12 protein-coding genes and 1 tRNA gene are annotated in these 14519 nt (G+C 66.9%); 7 read left to right on the forward strand and 6 right to left on the reverse strand.

All coding sequences use genetic code 11. The features are described from left to right. Positions 1 to 68 precede the first annotated feature (68 nt). Positions 69 to 3539 (reverse strand): transcription-repair coupling factor, encoded by a 3471-nt coding sequence (gene mfd / locus G3N62_RS10320; protein WP_124669714.1) that lies wholly within the window; start codon positions 3537 to 3539, stop codon positions 69 to 71. A gap of 107 nt (positions 3540 to 3646) precedes the next feature. Between mfd and ispD the strand changes: the two genes are divergently transcribed. Together ispD and ispF are read left to right on the forward strand one after the other, a co-directional pair. Beyond that, entirely contained in the window at positions 3647 to 4357 is a 711-nt protein-coding gene (gene ispD / locus G3N62_RS10325) for a 2-C-methyl-D-erythritol 4-phosphate cytidylyltransferase (protein WP_059561773.1), read from the forward strand. A 28-nt stretch (positions 4358 to 4385) separates the two neighbouring features. Further along, positions 4386 to 4871, forward strand: coding sequence for a 2-C-methyl-D-erythritol 2,4-cyclodiphosphate synthase (ispF, locus tag G3N62_RS10330; protein ID WP_034188783.1), 486 nt, complete (start codon positions 4386 to 4388; stop codon positions 4869 to 4871). 96 nt (positions 4872 to 4967) lie between these two features. Here the strand turns inward: ispF and G3N62_RS10335 are convergent, their stop codons facing one another. The 4 genes from G3N62_RS10335 to ompR form a co-directional block, all read right to left on the reverse strand. Further along, positions 4968 to 5495: a carboxymuconolactone decarboxylase family protein gene (locus G3N62_RS10335; RefSeq protein WP_011352388.1), complete on the reverse strand. Its 528-nt coding sequence runs from the start codon at positions 5493 to 5495 to the stop codon at positions 4968 to 4970. Positions 5496 to 5571: 76 nt separating this feature from the next. After that, a complete protein-coding gene (locus G3N62_RS10340; protein ID WP_034188782.1) occupies positions 5572 to 6120 on the reverse strand; it encodes a peroxiredoxin in 549 nt (182 codons plus the stop codon). A gap of 189 nt (positions 6121 to 6309) precedes the next feature. Further along, entirely contained in the window at positions 6310 to 7671 is a 1362-nt protein-coding gene (locus G3N62_RS10345; protein ID WP_034188781.1) for an ATP-binding protein, read from the reverse strand. A 40-nt stretch (positions 7672 to 7711) separates the two neighbouring features. Further along, positions 7712 to 8437 (reverse strand): two-component system response regulator OmpR, encoded by a 726-nt coding sequence (gene ompR / locus G3N62_RS10350; protein ID WP_004199523.1) that lies wholly within the window; start codon positions 8435 to 8437, stop codon positions 7712 to 7714. Positions 8438 to 8703: 266 nt separating this feature from the next. Between ompR and G3N62_RS10355 the strand changes: the two genes are divergently transcribed. The 3 genes from G3N62_RS10355 (at position 8704) to G3N62_RS10365 (ending at position 11908) form a co-directional block, all read left to right on the forward strand. Continuing rightward, on the forward strand, positions 8704 to 8982 hold the full coding sequence (locus tag G3N62_RS10355) for a hypothetical protein (protein ID WP_069706296.1): 279 nt from the start codon (positions 8704 to 8706) through the stop codon (positions 8980 to 8982). 135 nt (positions 8983 to 9117) lie between these two features. Then, complete coding sequence (locus G3N62_RS10360; protein WP_034188983.1) at positions 9118 to 10620, forward strand: DUF1800 domain-containing protein; 1503 nt, start codon at positions 9118 to 9120, stop codon at positions 10618 to 10620. A gap of 67 nt (positions 10621 to 10687) precedes the next feature. Then, positions 10688 to 11908, forward strand: a complete 1221-nt coding sequence (locus tag G3N62_RS10365) for a DUF1501 domain-containing protein (RefSeq protein ID WP_034188779.1) — start codon at positions 10688 to 10690, stop codon at positions 11906 to 11908. A gap of 10 nt (positions 11909 to 11918) precedes the next feature. On the opposite strand, the gene hpnD is transcribed toward G3N62_RS10365, so the two are convergent. Continuing rightward, positions 11919 to 12752 carry a presqualene diphosphate synthase HpnD gene (gene hpnD, locus G3N62_RS10370; RefSeq protein WP_034188778.1) on the reverse strand — a complete coding sequence of 278 codons (834 nt, stop codon included), beginning with the start codon at positions 12750 to 12752 and terminating at the stop codon, positions 11919 to 11921. 237 nt (positions 12753 to 12989) lie between these two features. On the opposite strand from hpnD, the gene G3N62_RS10375 reads away from it, so the two are divergent. Then, a tRNA-Leu gene (locus G3N62_RS10375) sits at positions 12990 to 13076 on the forward strand. 174 nt (positions 13077 to 13250) lie between these two features. After that, positions 13251 to 14462, forward strand: coding sequence for a tyrosine-type recombinase/integrase (locus G3N62_RS10380; protein ID WP_124608927.1), 1212 nt, complete (start codon positions 13251 to 13253; stop codon positions 14460 to 14462). Positions 14463 to 14519 lie beyond the last annotated feature (57 nt).

The following is a 14519-nucleotide window of genomic DNA, read 5'->3' on the forward strand; positions in this document are numbered from 1 at the left end:
AAAAACGCGCCGGCCCGCCTTCGTCGGGCGCGATGCGGTGCAGCAACGTCGCGCCCGCCGGTATCGCGTCAGCGCGCCGCGGCGGCCGCGCCCTGTTTCGGGCCGAGCGCGCGCAGCGTTTCCTTGATCGTCGACACGCGGATCGCGAGATCGGGCGAGCGCGTCTCGATGCGCAGCTTGTCCTGGCCCGCGAGCTTGATGTGCCGGTGCTTCTGCACCATCTCGATGATCCGCATCGGATCGATCGGCGGATTCGGCTCGAACTGCAGCCCGATCGCGGCCTCGCTCGCGTCGATCTTCACGATGCCGAGCGGCTTCGCGGCGATCCGCAGCCGATGCGTCTCGACGAGCGCGTGCGCCTGCGGCGGCAGCTTGCCGAAGCGGTCGATCAACTCCTCCTGGATGCCGTCGATCGCGTCGCCGTGCTCGCAGTTCGCGAGCCGCTTGTACAGCGACAGCCGCTCCTGCACGTCCGCGCAGTAGTCGGCCGGCAGGATCGCGGGCGCATGCAGGTTGATTTCCGTCGTCGCGGCGAGCGGGGCGGTGAGGTCGGGCTCCTTGCCGTTCTTCAGCGCCTTCACCGCGTCGTTCAGCATGTCCGTGTAGAGCTGGAAGCCGATCTCGTGGATCTCGCCCGACTGCTTGTCGCCGAGCACCTCGCCGGTGCCGCGGATCTCGAGGTCGTGCATCGCGAGATAGAAACCCGAGCCGAGTTCCTCCATCTGCTGGATCGCCTCGAGCCGGCGCTGCGCCTGCTTGGTCAGCGACTGCGGATCGTGGACCAGCAGGTACGCATAGGCCTGGTGATGCGAGCGGCCGACGCGGCCGCGCAGCTGGTGCAGCTGCGCGAGGCCGAACTTGTCCGCGCGGTGCATGATGATCGTGTTTGCGCTCGGCACGTCGATGCCGGTCTCGATGATGGTCGTGCACAGCAGCACGTTCGCGCGCTGCGCGACGAAATCGCGCATCACGCGTTCGAGCTCGCGCTCGTGCATCTGGCCGTGCGCGATCACGATCCGCGCCTCGGGCACGAGCGCCTCGAGCATCGCCTTGCGGTTCTCGATCGTCTCGACTTCGTTGTGCAGGAAGTACACCTGGCCGCCGCGCTTCAGCTCGCGCAGCATTGCCTCGCGGATCACGCTTTCCTCCTCGCGGCGCACGAAGGTCTTGATCGCGAGCCGCTTTTGCGGCGCGGTCGCGATGACCGAGAAATCGCGCAGCCCTTCGAGCGCCATCCCGAGCGTGCGCGGGATCGGCGTCGCGGTGAGCGTCAGCACGTCGACTTCCGCGCGCAGCGCCTTCAGCGCTTCCTTCTGGCGCACGCCGAAGCGGTGTTCCTCGTCGATGATCACGAGGCCGAGGCGCTTGAACTGCACGTCCGACGACAGCAGCTTGTGCGTGCCGATCACGATGTCGACGCTGCCTTCGTTGATCTGCGCGATCGCCGCGTTCACTTCCTTCGTGGTCTTGAAGCGCGACAGCTCGACGATCCGCACCGGCCAGTCCGCGAAGCGGTCGGCGAAGGTCTGCGTGTGCTGCTCGGCGAGCAGCGTGGTCGGCGACAGCAGCGCGACCTGCTTGCCGCCCAGCACCGCGATGAACGCGGCGCGCAGCGCGACCTCGGTCTTGCCGAAGCCGACGTCGCCGCACACGAGGCGGTCCATCGGCTTGCCGCTCGTCATGTCGCCGATCACGGCCGCGATCGCCGCGGCCTGGTCGGGCGTTTCCTCGAAGCCGAAGCTTTCCGCGAATTTCACGTAGTCGCGCGGGTCGAGCGTGAACGCGTGGCCTTCGCGGGCCGCGCGACGCGCGTACAGGTTCAGCAGCTCGGCGGCCGTATCGCGGATCTGCTGCGCGGCCTTGCGCTTCGCGCGTTCCCACTGGCCGGAGCCGAGCGCGTGCAACGGCGCGCTGTCGGGGTCGGCGCCGCTGTAGCGCGAGATCACGTGCAATTGCGCGACGGGCACGTAGAGCTTGCTTTCGCCCGAGTATTCGAGATGCAGGAATTCGGTCTCGCCTTCGCCGAGATCCATCGAGACGAGGCCCAGGTAGCGGCCGATGCCGTGCTGCGAGTGCACGACCGGATCGCCCACCTTCAGCTCCGACAGGTCGCGCACCATCGCGTCGACGTTGCTCGCCTGTTCCTGCCGGCGGCGGCCCGCGCGGCGGCCGAGCGCGCCGTACAGCTCGGTTTCGGTGACGACCGCGTAGCCTTCGCCCGGCACCGCGAAGCCGTTCGCGAGCGGCGCGACGCCGAGCGCGAAACGTTCGTCGCTCGCGAGCCAGCCCGCGAAGTGGTCGTTCGACGCGGGGCGCAGGTGATGCTCGGCGAGCAGTTGCAGGATCGTCTCGCGGCGGCCGGCCGATTCGACGGTCAGCAGCACGCGCTTGCCGGACGTTTCGACGAAGGTGCGCAGCGACGCGAGCGGGTCGTCCGCATGGCGGTCGACGGTCAGCTCGGGCAGTGCGGTCGCCCAGCCGCCGGCCGGCTGCGCGGGCAGCACGACGCGCGCGAACGGCTTCGCGAACGCGAAGAAATCCTCGTCGGACAGGAACAGCCGCTGCGGCTCGAGGATCGGCCGCTCGCGATCGTGCGAGAGGAACGCATGGCGCTGCTTCGTGTCGGCGGTGAAGCGGCGGATCGACGCCTCGAGATCGCCGGTGAACACGAGGTGCGCGTCCGGCGGCAGGTAGTGGAACAGCGTGGCGGTTTCGTCGAAGAACAGCGGCAGGTAGTACTCGATGCCGGCCGACGGCACGCCGTTGCCGATGTCCTTGTAGATCGGCGCGCGGCTCGGGTCGCCTTCGAAGGTTTCGCGCCAGCGGCTGCGGAAGGCCGTGCGCGCGGCTTCGTCGAACGGAAACTCGCGGCCGGGCAGCAGGCGCACGTCGCGCACCGGGTAGAGGCTGCGCTGCGTGTCGGGGTCGAACGCGCGGATCGAGTCGACCTGGTCGTCGAACAGGTCGATCCGGTACGGCAGCGGCGAGCCCATCGGGTACAGGTCGATCAGCGAGCCGCGCACGCAGTATTCGCCGGGCCGCACGACCTGGCTCACGTGCTCGTAGCCGGCCAGCGTCAACTGTGCCTTCAGCTTCGCCTCGTCGAGCCGCTCGCCCTGCGCGAACGCGAACGTGTACGCGGCCATGAACGACGCGGGCGGCATCCGGTACAGCGCGGTGGTCGCGGGCACGAGCAGGATGTCGCAGCGGCCCTCGCCGAGGTCGTGCAGCGTCGCGAGCCGCTCGGACACGAGGTCCTGGTGCGGCGAAAAGGTGTCGTACGGCAGCGTTTCCCAGTCCGGGAGCAGGCGCACGCGCGCGTCGGGCGAGAAATAGCGGATTTCCTGCGACAGCCGCTGCGCGTCGACCGCATTCGCGCAGATCACCGCGAGGAGCGGCACGTCCTGACGGTTGTCGGCGAGATAACGGGCGATGGCGAGCGCGTCGGCGGAGCCGTGCGCGCCGTCGAAGGCGAAGCGCTGGCCGGGCTTGACGCGGGCAACGGGGGAGGCTGACGGGTTGGAAGCGTTATCTGGCATAGGGACGACAGGGGTGGCGTGCACGGGCGCATCGCGGTGCGCCGGTCGAGACGAAAGACCTATTATAAAATCCGCTTCTCGATTTCATCTTTCCGGCGTTTCCCTTCGTGACTCCCCGACTTTTCGCCCTGATTCCCTGTGCCGGCACGGGCAGCCGTTCCGGCTCGGCCGTGCCGAAGCAATACCGCACGCTGGCCGGCCGCGCGCTGCTGCACTACACGCTCGCCGCGTTCGACGCGTGCAGCGAGTTCGCGCAGACGCTCGTCGTGCTCGCGCCCGACGATTCCCATTTCGACGCGCGCCGCTTCGCGGGCCTGCGTTTCGCGGTGCGCCGCTGCGGCGGCGGCTCGCGGCAGGCGTCGGTGCTGAACGGGCTGCTCGAACTGGCCGAATTCGGCGCGACCGACCAGGACTGGGTGCTCGTGCACGACGCGGCGCGCCCGGGCATCACGCCGGCGCTGATCCGCACGCTCGTCGCGACGCTGAAGGACGACCCCGTCGGCGGCATCGTCGCGCTGCCGGTGGCCGATACGCTCAAGCGCGTGCCAGCCGGCGGCGACGCGATCGCGCGCACGGAATCGCGCGACGCGCTGTGGCAGGCGCAGACGCCGCAGATGTTCCGCATCGGCATGCTGCGCGAGGCGATCCTGCGCGCGCAGCGCGAAGGGCACGACCTGACCGACGAGGCCAGCGCGATCGAATGGGCGGGCCACACGCCGCGCGTCGTCCAGGGCAGCCTGCGCAATTTCAAGGTCACGTACCCGGAAGATTTCGCGCTCGCGGAAGCGATCCTCGCGCGTGCCGCGAACGCTTCCTGACATTCACCCCCTCTCAATCGGAACACGCATGGATTTCAGAATCGGACAAGGCTACGACGTGCACCAGCTCGTCGAAGGACGCCCCCTCATCATCGGTGGCGTGACGATTCCGTACGAGCGCGGCCTGCTCGGCCACTCGGACGCGGACGTGCTGCTGCACGCGATCACCGACGCGCTGTTCGGCGCGGCGGCGCTCGGCGACATCGGCCGTCATTTCTCCGACACGGACGCGGCGTTCAAGGGCGCGGACAGCCGCGTGCTGCTGCGTGCGTGCGCCGAGCGCGTGAAGGCGGCGGGTTTCACGATCCAGAACGTCGACAGCACCGTGATCGCGCAGGCGCCGAAGCTCGCGCCGCATATCGACGGGATGCGCGCGAACATCGCGGCCGATCTCGGGCTGCCGCTCGATCGCGTGAACGTGAAGGCGAAGACCAACGAGAAGCTCGGTTATCTCGGCCGCGGCGAAGGCATCGAGGCGCAGGCCGCCGCGCTGCTGGTGAAGCAGGGCGGCTGACGGCTGCCGGTGCAATGAAAAATGCCACGCGTCGGCGTGGCATCGTCGTTTGAAGCGGGCGCCACGCGGCATGGCTGCCGCACGGCACGCGACCGCTTATTCGCCTTCGGCGGCGATCACCTGCGCGGCGGCGTTGATCACCGACGCGATGCGGCCGACGTCGCGCAGCTGCGTGACGGTCATGCCTTGCTCGTTCTTCAGCAGCGCATAGTGCGACTTCACGCAGAAGTGGCACTTGCCGACGATCGACGCGGCGAGCGCGTACATCTCGAACTTGCGCTTGTCGACACCCCCGTGCGTCGCATACGCGCCCATCCGCAGCTCGGCGCGCTGCGTCTTCAGGTCGGCGTCGTCGGCCATCTCGACATACGGATACCAGGTGTTGTTCATCCCCATCAGCGCGGCCGCCGTCAGCACGGCGTTCGTCTCTTCGGGCGACAGGACGCCGGCTTCGCGGATCGTCTTGATGAGCACGGTGCTCTTCGCCGCGATGGCCGCCGCCAGCGCGACGCCCACCGCGTCGGTGCCTTCGAGCGACGAGCGCGAGATCGTGCCGTCGAGGTTCAGGCGAATGTCCTTCGCGTAATCGGGGATACGTGCCTTAATCGAGTCGATGAATTCCATTGATATCTCCTATGGGTTGGCCGTTAAAAAAGCCCGCAGGCAGGACGTGCGCCGCGGGCTTCGTGCATCGATGCGCTTACAGCGTTGCGCCGCCGACTGCACGGTTGCACGGGCACAGTTCGTCCGTCTGCAGGCCGTCCAGAATGCGCAGGACTTCTTCCGGGCTGCGGCCGACGTTCAGGTTGTTCACCGAAACGTGCTGGATCGTGTTGTCCGGATCGACGATGAACGTTGCACGCAGGGCCACGCCGGCTTCCTTGTCGCGCACGCCGAGCTGGTCGATCAGCTCGCCCTTGACGTCGCCGAACGAGTAGTGGTTCAGCTTGTCGAGGTCCTTGTGCTCACGGCGCCATGCGAGCTTGACGAATTCGTTGTCCGAGCTGCCGCCGAGCAGGACGGCATCGCGCTCTTCGAACTGCTTCGTCAGCTTCGCGAACTCGACGATTTCCGTCGGGCACACGAACGTGAAATCCTTCGGATAGAAGTAGATGATCTTCCACTTGCCCGGGAACGACGCTTCGGTGACGGTCTCGAACGCCGACTGGCCGTTTTCCTCGTGATGGTTGAAGCCCGGCTTCGCGGCTACGACGGTGAAAGCTTCGAGTTTATCGCCCACGGTTTTCATGCGGATACTCCTGTGTGAATGGGGAAGAAGACTGAGTCAAGCTACCTCGGTGCTGCAACGATGATGTGACAGCATGAGGCAAACTATAACACTATTAGTAAAACACTTCAATAGATTTTGACTAACGATCCTCATAGCTTTTTTCAACCGGATCGATAGTGTGGCGCGCGGGAGGCAGGCGCGAGCGTGTCACGCGGTCGCACGCGCCTTGCCGGCGCCGGGGAATTCGAGCGTGACTTCGAGGCCCGCGTCGGGGTTCCGGTTGCGCAGGCGCAGCGCGCCGCGATAGCGGCCGACGAGCCGCAGCACGATCGCCATCCCGAGGCCCGTGCCGTCCGCCTTGGTGCGTGCGGTGTCGACGCGGTAGAACGGGCGCATCACGAGCGGCAGCTGATCCTCGGGGATGCCGGGGCCTTCGTCGCTCACCGACAGCTCGACGCGCGCATGCGACACGCGGGTCTCGACCGTGATGCGCGAGACGCCGTCCTGCTTGCTCTGGCCATACTTGCGCGCATTCTCGACGAGGTTGCCGATCACGCGGCGCATGTCGGTCTCGTCCGCTTCGATGATCGCGCTCGGCGCGAGCCGCGTGCGGATCTCGACGCCGTCCTCGCCCGAGACGCGCGCGGCGACTTCCTGCGCGATCGACGACAGGTCGACCGGCTCGGGCTTGCGCTGCGACGGGCGCGCGTAGTCGATGAAGGCCGCGATGATGCGGTCCATCTGCTCGATGTCGTCGACCATCGCGTCCTTGGTCGCCTGGTCGGACGGGCTCATCTCGGTTTCGAGCCGCAGCCGCGCGAGCGGCGTGCGCAGGTCGTGCGAGATACCCGCGAGCATCAGCGCACGGTCGGCCTCGAGCTGTTCGAGGTCGCGCACCATCTGGTTGAAGCTGCGGTTGGTGTCGGCCGCGACGCCCATCCCGCGCTCGGGCAGCGGTTCGGGCGCCTGGCCCGAACCGACCTGGCGCGCGGCGAGCGCGAGCCGCGAGAACGGCCGGTTCACGAGGCTGGTGATGAACGCGGAGCCGAACAGCGACAGCGCGAGCGCGAACAGCCCCCAGCCGGCCCATTGCAGGCCCGTGACGTTGTCGAGCTGGTCGCGGTCGAGCGCGACCCAGTAATCGTCGTCGTCGATCTTGAAGCTGATCCACACGCCGGGAATGTCGTTGACCGACTGCGCGATCACGGTATCGTCGCCGAGGCGGCTGCGGATGTCGTGTTCGATCAGGCGGTTCAGCGATTCGTCGGGCTGCAGCTTGAACTTGTCGGTCTTTTCGCGCGGGTAGACGCGCACGCCCTCGTTGCTCTCTAGATCCTGCAGCAGCGCGCGCCGCAGATCGGGATCGGAATAGAGCAGGGCGGTGCGCGTGAGCTTGACGACCGCGACGAGCTGCAGCGCGACGCGCTGCGCGCGCGGCTCGCGCTCGATCACGCGAAAGCTCTGGAACCACGCGGCGAGACTGACCGAGATCAGCAGCGCGATCAGCAGGAAGGTGCGCCAGAACAGCCCGCCGAACGCGAGCTGCAGGAGGCGCCGGTCGATACGCATGGGACGGGCCGTGGACGGGCGAAACCGGGAGGGAGAAAGGTCAGGCGGCGCCGTCCGGGATGAACACGTAGCCGAGGCCCCAGACGGTCTGGATGAAGCGCGGGCTGCCCGGATCCGGTTCGATCAGCTTGCGCAGGCGCGAGATCTGCACGTCGAGGCTGCGGTCGAACACTTCGTATTCGCGGCCGCGCGCGAGCTCCATCAGCTTTTCGCGCGACAGCGGCTGGCGCGGATGACGCGCGAACACTTTCAGCACCGAGAATTCGCCGGTCGTCAGCGGGATTTCCTGGCCGGACTTCGTCAGCGTGCGCGTGGCGAGATTCAGCGAGAATTCGCCGAACTCGAACACCTCGGTGGTTTCCGACGGTGCGCCCGGCAGTTCGGCCGGCGCCTGGCGGCGCAGCACCGCATGAATGCGCGCGACGAGTTCGCGCGGATTGAACGGCTTCGGCAGGTAGTCGTCGGCGCCCATCTCGAGGCCGACGATGCGGTCGACGTCCTCGCCCTTCGCGGTGAGCATGATGATCGGCGTGCGGTCGTTGCTGCCGCGCAGGCGGCGGCAGATCGACAGGCCGTCCTCGCCCGGCAGCATCAGGTCGAGCACGAGCAGGTCGAAACGCTCGCGTACCCAGAGCTTGTTCATCGCGGTCGCGTTTTCGGCGACGTATACGTTGAAACCCTGTTCGCCGAGATAGCGGCGCAGCAGATCGCGCAGGCGAGGGTCGTCGTCAACGACGAGAATCTTGGAGGGGTTTTTCGTTTCCATGATCGGCATCTTATCGCGAATGGGAATTGACGCACGGCCACGTATTTTCGTGCGTTACAGTCGGTTACAAAATTTACCCGTAGTGTCGCGCCGAGTAAAGGCAGGCTATATAGATTCCTTTACTCGAGGCCGAAATTCGGTAGATACTCCCTGCACTCCATCTTTCATCTTTGTACACCCGATTTCCGCAGGGTTTTTCAAGTACCAGAGGTAGCCGGTTGCCGCGTGACGAAGGGAACAAATCGACCAAAGAAGCGAGGACGGTCATGCGATCTTTCCGGATTGCACTGACGCTGACGATCGCGCTCGCCGGTCCGTATGCGTCGAACTTCGCGTATGCGCAGCGCCCCGAGCAGGGCGCACCGTCGCGCAAGCTGCCGCGCGGCAAAGCGCCGCAGCCCGACCGTGCCGCCGAGGCGGCGGTTCGTTCCGCCGTGCCCCCCGATCTCGAACAGCGCCGCCGCGACGGGCACATGACGCCCGAAGAGCGGCACCTGTTGCGCCAGCACATCGAAGACGCCGTTCGCGAGTTGTACAAGCGCTGACACGTGCCGTCCTTGCCCTGCGCGGCCCGCCCCGCGCAGAAAGAATTCGTAGCACTTTTTCGGTCAACTTTCGCGTGCCGAATGCCGTTGTACCGGCATCCGCACCGCCGGTGCGTTCCGGGAGAGTCCATGACGATGAAAGCGAACGCTGCCATACCGGCGTCGTCGCCTGCCATGCAGTCGCCGCTCGATGCCGACGACGCGCTGTTTTTCCTCAGTCGCACCGGTTTCTCTCCCGCGCCCGCCGACGTCGCGCGTGTCGTCGGCATGACGCGCGCGCAGATCGTGGCCGACACGCTCGGCAGCGTGCGCCGCGAACCCGTGACGACATGGCCCGACTGGATCGCCGAGCCGCCGCCGACGCGCGCGCAGCGCCAGGCGCTGACGCCCGACATGCGGCGCGACGAGCAGCGCGAGCGCAACCGCCGCTACGATGAATTGCGTGCCGCCTGGGTCAACGAGATGGTCGTCACGCCGTCGCCGCTGACCGAGCGCATGACGCTGTTCTGGCACGGGCACTTCACGTCGGGCCAGGACAAGGTGCCTTACCCGCAGACGATGGCCGCGCAGAACGCGCTGTTTCGCCGCGAGGCGCTCGGCAACTTCGGCACGCTGCTGCATGCGGTCGCGAAGGATCCGGCGATGCTGCAGTATCTCGACGGCGCGAGCAATCGCAAGGGGCGTCCGAACGAGAATTTCGCGCGCGAGGTGATGGAGCTGTTCACGCTCGGCGAAGGGCATTACACGCAGGTCGACGTGACCGAGGCCGCGCGCGCGATGACGGGCTGGACGATCGATCCCGATACGCTGCGCTTCGAGGTGCGGCCCGACACCCACGACGCCGGCGAGAAGACGATTCTCGGCGAAACGGGGCCGTTCGACGGCGACGGCTTTCTCGACATCCTGCTGAAGCGGCCGGGCACCGCGCGTTTCATCGCCGCCAAGTTGTGGCGCGAGTTCGTGTCCGACACGCCCGATCCGGGGGCGCTCGATACGGTCGCCGACCGGTTCCGCGCGAGCGGTTACGACATTCGCGCGGCGCTCGCCGCGCTGTGGTCGACCGACGCGTTCTGGGATCCGCGCAACCGCGGCGTGCTCGTCAAGTCGCCGGCCGAGTTCGTCGTCGGGTCGGTGCGGCTGTTCGACGTGGCGTACGGCGATCCGCAGATGCTCGCGAACACCGTGCGCACGCTCGGGCAGAACCTGTTCTATCCGCCGAACGTCAAAGGCTGGCCGGGCGGCGCGCTGTGGATCAACAGCACCACGCTGCTGTCGCGCAAGCAGTTCGTCGAGCAGTTGTTCCGCGCGACGGAGACGGCCGGCATGCGCGTGCCCGCGCATCCGATGGCGCCGCCGCCGAATGCGCGGACGCATGCGATGCCGGTGGCCGACATGGCGTCCGCGGCCGGCATGCGCGGCACGCCGGCCAGGCCCGCGCGCGGCGGGTTGCGGTTCGACCTCGAACGCTGGCTCGCGCAATATCGCGCGCGGCCGCAGGCAATCGCCGGATTGTCGACCGAGCTTCAGTTGCAGCACGCGGTGCTGCAACTGTCGCCGGTCGCGGCGATCGACACGGATTCGACCGGCAGCGCGTATCTCGAGGCGCTGCTGATGGATCCGGCCTATCAGCTGAAATGATGCAAACGACGACGAAGCGGGGCGCCGCCGCGGCAAACGTGCCGGACGGCGAACCAAAGGATGCGCGATGAACCGACGTGATTTTCTGACGCTGACCGGCGCCGCGGCCGCGGCCGGCGTGTCGATGTGGCAAGCGCCCGCGATCGCCGCTTCCGCGGCGCAGGCGGGGCGGCAACCGGCGGCCGGGTACGCGAACGTGCTGATTCTCGTCGAGCTGAAGGGCGGCAACGACGGCCTCAATACGGTGGTGCCGTACGCGGACCCGCTGTACTACCAGTTCCGGCGCAGCATCGGCATCAAGCGCGAGCAGGTGCTGCAGCTCGACGCGCACACGGGGCTGCACCCGTCGCTCGCGGCGTTGATGCCGCTGTGGCGTGACGGGCAGATCGCGGTCGTGCAAGGCGTCGGTTATCCGCAGCCGAACCTGTCGCATTTCCGTTCGATCGAGATCTGGGATACCGCATCGCGCTCCGACCAGTATCTGCATGAAGGGTGGCTGACGCGCACGTTCGCGCAGGCGCCCGTGCCGCCCGGTTTCGCGGCGGACGGCGTCGTCCTCGGCAGCGCGGAGATGGGGCCGCTGTCGAACGGCGCGCGTGCGATCGCGCTCGTCAACCCCGCGCAGTTCATCCGGGCGGCGCGGCTCGCCGAGCCGTCGTCGCTGCGCGAGCAGAACCCGGCGCTCGCGCACATCATCGACGTCGAGAACGACATCGTGAAGGCGGCCGACCGGCTGCGGCCGCGCGGCGGCATGCGCGAGTTCAGGACGGCCTTCCCGGCCGGCGCGTTCGGCACGTCGGTGAAGACCGCGATGCAGGTGCTGGCCGCGTGCGAGGCGTCCGGGCCCGGCGCGCAGGATGGCGTCGCGGTGCTGCGTCTGACGCTCAACGGTTTCGACACGCACCAGAACCAGCCGGGGCAGCAGGCTGCGTTGCTCAAGCAGTTCGCGGAAGGGATGAGCGCGATGCGTGGCGCGCTGATCGAACTCGGGCGCTGGAACCAGACGCTCGTGATGACGTATGCGGAATTCGGGCGGCGGGTGCGCGAGAACCAGAGCAACGGCACCGATCACGGTACGGCCGCGCCGCATTTCGTGATGGGCGGCCGCGTGGCCGGCGGGCTGTACGGCGCGCCGCCCGCGCTCGGCCGGCTCGACGGCAACGGCAACCTGCCGGTCGCGGTCGATTTCCGCCAGCTTTATGCCACCGTGCTCGGGCCGTGGTGGGGGCTCGACGCGACGCGCGTGCTGCAGCAGCGCTTCGACACGCTGCCGCTGTTGAAGGCGTGACGCGTAAGGGTCAGCGGCGCCGCGACGCGCGCCACGCGATCCACAGTTTGCGGATCGGCGTGAGCGCGATGCGCTGGTGCAGCACCTGGTAGCCGTCGCGCTCGATTTCGTCGAGCAGCGCGCCGGCCAGCGCGATCTGCGCGCGCAGCGTGCGCTGCGCGCGGCGTTCGGACGCGGGGATCGCCGCGTCGGCGGCGGCGAGCGCTTCGCGCGCGCGGGCCGTCTGGAATTGCAGCAATTCGGTGAAGGCCGGGCTGTAGCGGCGATTCAGCAGATCGGCCGCGGTCACGTTGTAGCGCTGCAGTTCGTCGATCGGCAGGTAGATGCGGCCGTGGCGCGCGTCGTTGCCGAGTTCCTGCACGAACTGCGCGAGCATCAGCGCGCGGCCGGCCTCTGCGGCCCACGGCTGCGGGTCGGCCGGGTTCGCGGCACTTGCGCGCGCAACCAGTGACGCGAACGTGCCGCCCGCCTGAGCGATGTAGCGCTGCAGGTTCGCGAAATCGAGGTAGCGCGCCTGTTCGAGATCCATCCCGTAGCCGTTGACGAGCGTGCGCAACGCATCGGCCTCGGCCGCGATCGCTGGGTGATGCTGCGCGAGTGCCTTCGTGACGGGGTGCGACGGCTGCCCGTCGGCCAGCGCCGCGAGTTCCTTGTGCCACCACGCGAGCTTCGTGTGTCCGACGGTCGGGTCGCTGGTTTCCTTGACGGTTTCCTCGAGTTCGCGGCGCAGCGCGAACAGCGCCGTCAGGCGCGGCTGCGTGGCGAGCGGCGCCTGACGCAGCGCGTAGTAGACGCTGGAGCCCGCGGGGGCGGCCTTTTGCTGACAGTAGTCGTCGAAGTTCACGGGCGGAATCGGGTGGGGGCGGGTTCGGGGGACGCGCGGCGGCGCGGTGCCGAAACGTCGAGCGCGGCATTCTAGCATCGCTGCACGATGGGTGCCGGCGGGGCGAGACAAGGCCGCACGGATCGGGTAGAATCTCGCGCTCGCCTGATCGGGCGTGCCGGTTTTCGGGCCGGCATGAAAGTCCCGGGCGCGTGGCGCACGCATCTTGCGTGCCGCGCGGTCAGGCGACGGAAATGCGCGTGAGTGGCGAAATTGGTAGACGCACCAGGTTTAGGTCCTGACGCCCGCAAGGGTGTGCCGGTTCGAGTCCGGCCTCACGCACCAAAGTATCTCCCAACGATTCCCATCGTTGACCAAAAAGCCCCGCCATTCAACGACTTGCGGGGCTTTTTCTTTCCAAGGTTTCCCATCACTTCCCATTGACACCCACGAAATCAGGGGGGGCATCGTAGGGGGCAGTTTTTCTGATCAGGGGCATCGAAATGCCACCTTGCTCAAATGCCCCTTACCGATGTCGCTGTCCGTGCGGCCAAGCCTCGCGAGAAGTCCTATAAGCTGGCCGGCGGCCAAGGTATGTACCTGGAGGTCATGCCGAACGGATCGAAGTACTGTCGCCTGAAGTATCGAGTCGACGGAAAGGAAAAGCGTGTTGCCCTCAGTGTCTATCCGGCCGTCTCTCACCTCGGGGCGCGAAAGGCGCGAGATGAGGTGAAGGGCCAGTTGCGCTCCGGCCTTGATCCGTCGCACGAGAAAAAGCGCGTCAAGCTACAACGCAGCCTTGATCGTGAAAACTCGTTTGAGCCCATTGCCCGGGAGTGGCACGAGAAACGACGGGATGCCTGGAGCGAGCGTCACGCGGACCGGATCATGAAGCTTCTCAAGCGTGAGCTGTTTCCGGTGCTCGGTGGACGCCCCATCACCAAGATCTCGGCGCCGGAGTTGCTTGAGGTCATCCGCAAGATCGAAGTGCGCGATGCGATCGAACTCGCGCACAAGGCTATCCAGGCAACAAGTCAGATCTTTCGATACGCCATTGCCACTGGACGGACCGAGCGCGATCCTGCGCCCGATCTCCGCGGCACGCTGAAGACTCGTACTTTCGTTCACATGAAGCGCGTCAGCGAGGCAGAACTGCCTGAGCTCATGCAGAAGATCGATACGTACGAGGGTGACTATCAGACCCGACTGGCGCTGCAACTCATGGCGTTGACGTTCGTTCGTACGAGCGAGCTGCGGTTCGCCGAGTGGACGGAGATCGACGAGAAGAAGGAGTGGAAGATGCCGGCCGAGAAGATGAAGATGCGTACGCCGCACATCGTGCCGTTGTCCAAGCCGGCGCTGGGGGTGGTGGCCAGACTTCAGGAATTGAACGGCGACGGTCAATACCTGTTCCCCAGTCGGTCGAGCACCAAGAAGCCGATGAGCGAGAATACGATCCTGTACGCTCTGTACCGGATGGGCTACCACTCACGTATGACCGGCCACGGTTTCCGTGGCCTCACGTCGACTATCCTGAACGAGCACAATTTCAACCGGGACTGGATTGAGCGTCAGTTGGCACACAGCGAGCGGGACGGAGTCCGGGCGGCGTACAATCACGCCGAGTATCTGCCCGAGCGCCGAAAGATGATGCAGTGGTGGGGCGATTATTTGGTAGGCCGCTGCACGATTGTTGAAGGCGCATCGCCAGACGCCGGTAGCGCTACGTGACGATGAGCCGAGATCCGGGGATCTCGGGGCAACACTGTCTGATGTCAAACAAGAATC

The sequence above is a fragment of the Burkholderia sp. Tr-20355 genome, from assembly GCF_017104685.1.
Lineage (GTDB): Bacteria > Pseudomonadota > Gammaproteobacteria > Burkholderiales > Burkholderiaceae > Burkholderia > Burkholderia seminalis.

What these genes read in the sequence shown, in the direction of transcription:
- mfd (WP_124669714.1), bottom strand. Translation starts at nt 3,539, where the DNA reads ATGCCAGATAACGCTTCCAACCCGTCAGCCTCCCCCGTTGCCCGCGTC.
- ispF (WP_034188783.1), top strand. Translation starts at nt 4,386, where the DNA reads ATGGATTTCAGAATCGGACAAGGCTACGACGTGCACCAGCTCGTCGAA.
- G3N62_RS10335 (WP_011352388.1), bottom strand. Translation starts at nt 5,495, where the DNA reads ATGGAATTCATCGACTCGATTAAGGCACGTATCCCCGATTACGCGAAG.
- G3N62_RS10340 (WP_034188782.1), bottom strand. Translation starts at nt 6,120, where the DNA reads ATGAAAACCGTGGGCGATAAACTCGAAGCTTTCACCGTCGTAGCCGCG.
- G3N62_RS10345 (WP_034188781.1), bottom strand. Translation starts at nt 7,671, where the DNA reads ATGCGTATCGACCGGCGCCTCCTGCAGCTCGCGTTCGGCGGGCTGTTC.
- ompR (WP_004199523.1), bottom strand. Translation starts at nt 8,437, where the DNA reads ATGGAAACGAAAAACCCCTCCAAGATTCTCGTCGTTGACGACGACCCT.
- G3N62_RS10355 (WP_069706296.1), top strand. Translation starts at nt 8,704, where the DNA reads ATGCGATCTTTCCGGATTGCACTGACGCTGACGATCGCGCTCGCCGGT.
- G3N62_RS10360 (WP_034188983.1), top strand. Translation starts at nt 9,118, where the DNA reads ATGAAAGCGAACGCTGCCATACCGGCGTCGTCGCCTGCCATGCAGTCG.
- G3N62_RS10365 (WP_034188779.1), top strand. Translation starts at nt 10,688, where the DNA reads ATGAACCGACGTGATTTTCTGACGCTGACCGGCGCCGCGGCCGCGGCC.
- G3N62_RS10380 (WP_124608927.1), top strand. Translation starts at nt 13,251, where the DNA reads ATGCCCCTTACCGATGTCGCTGTCCGTGCGGCCAAGCCTCGCGAGAAG.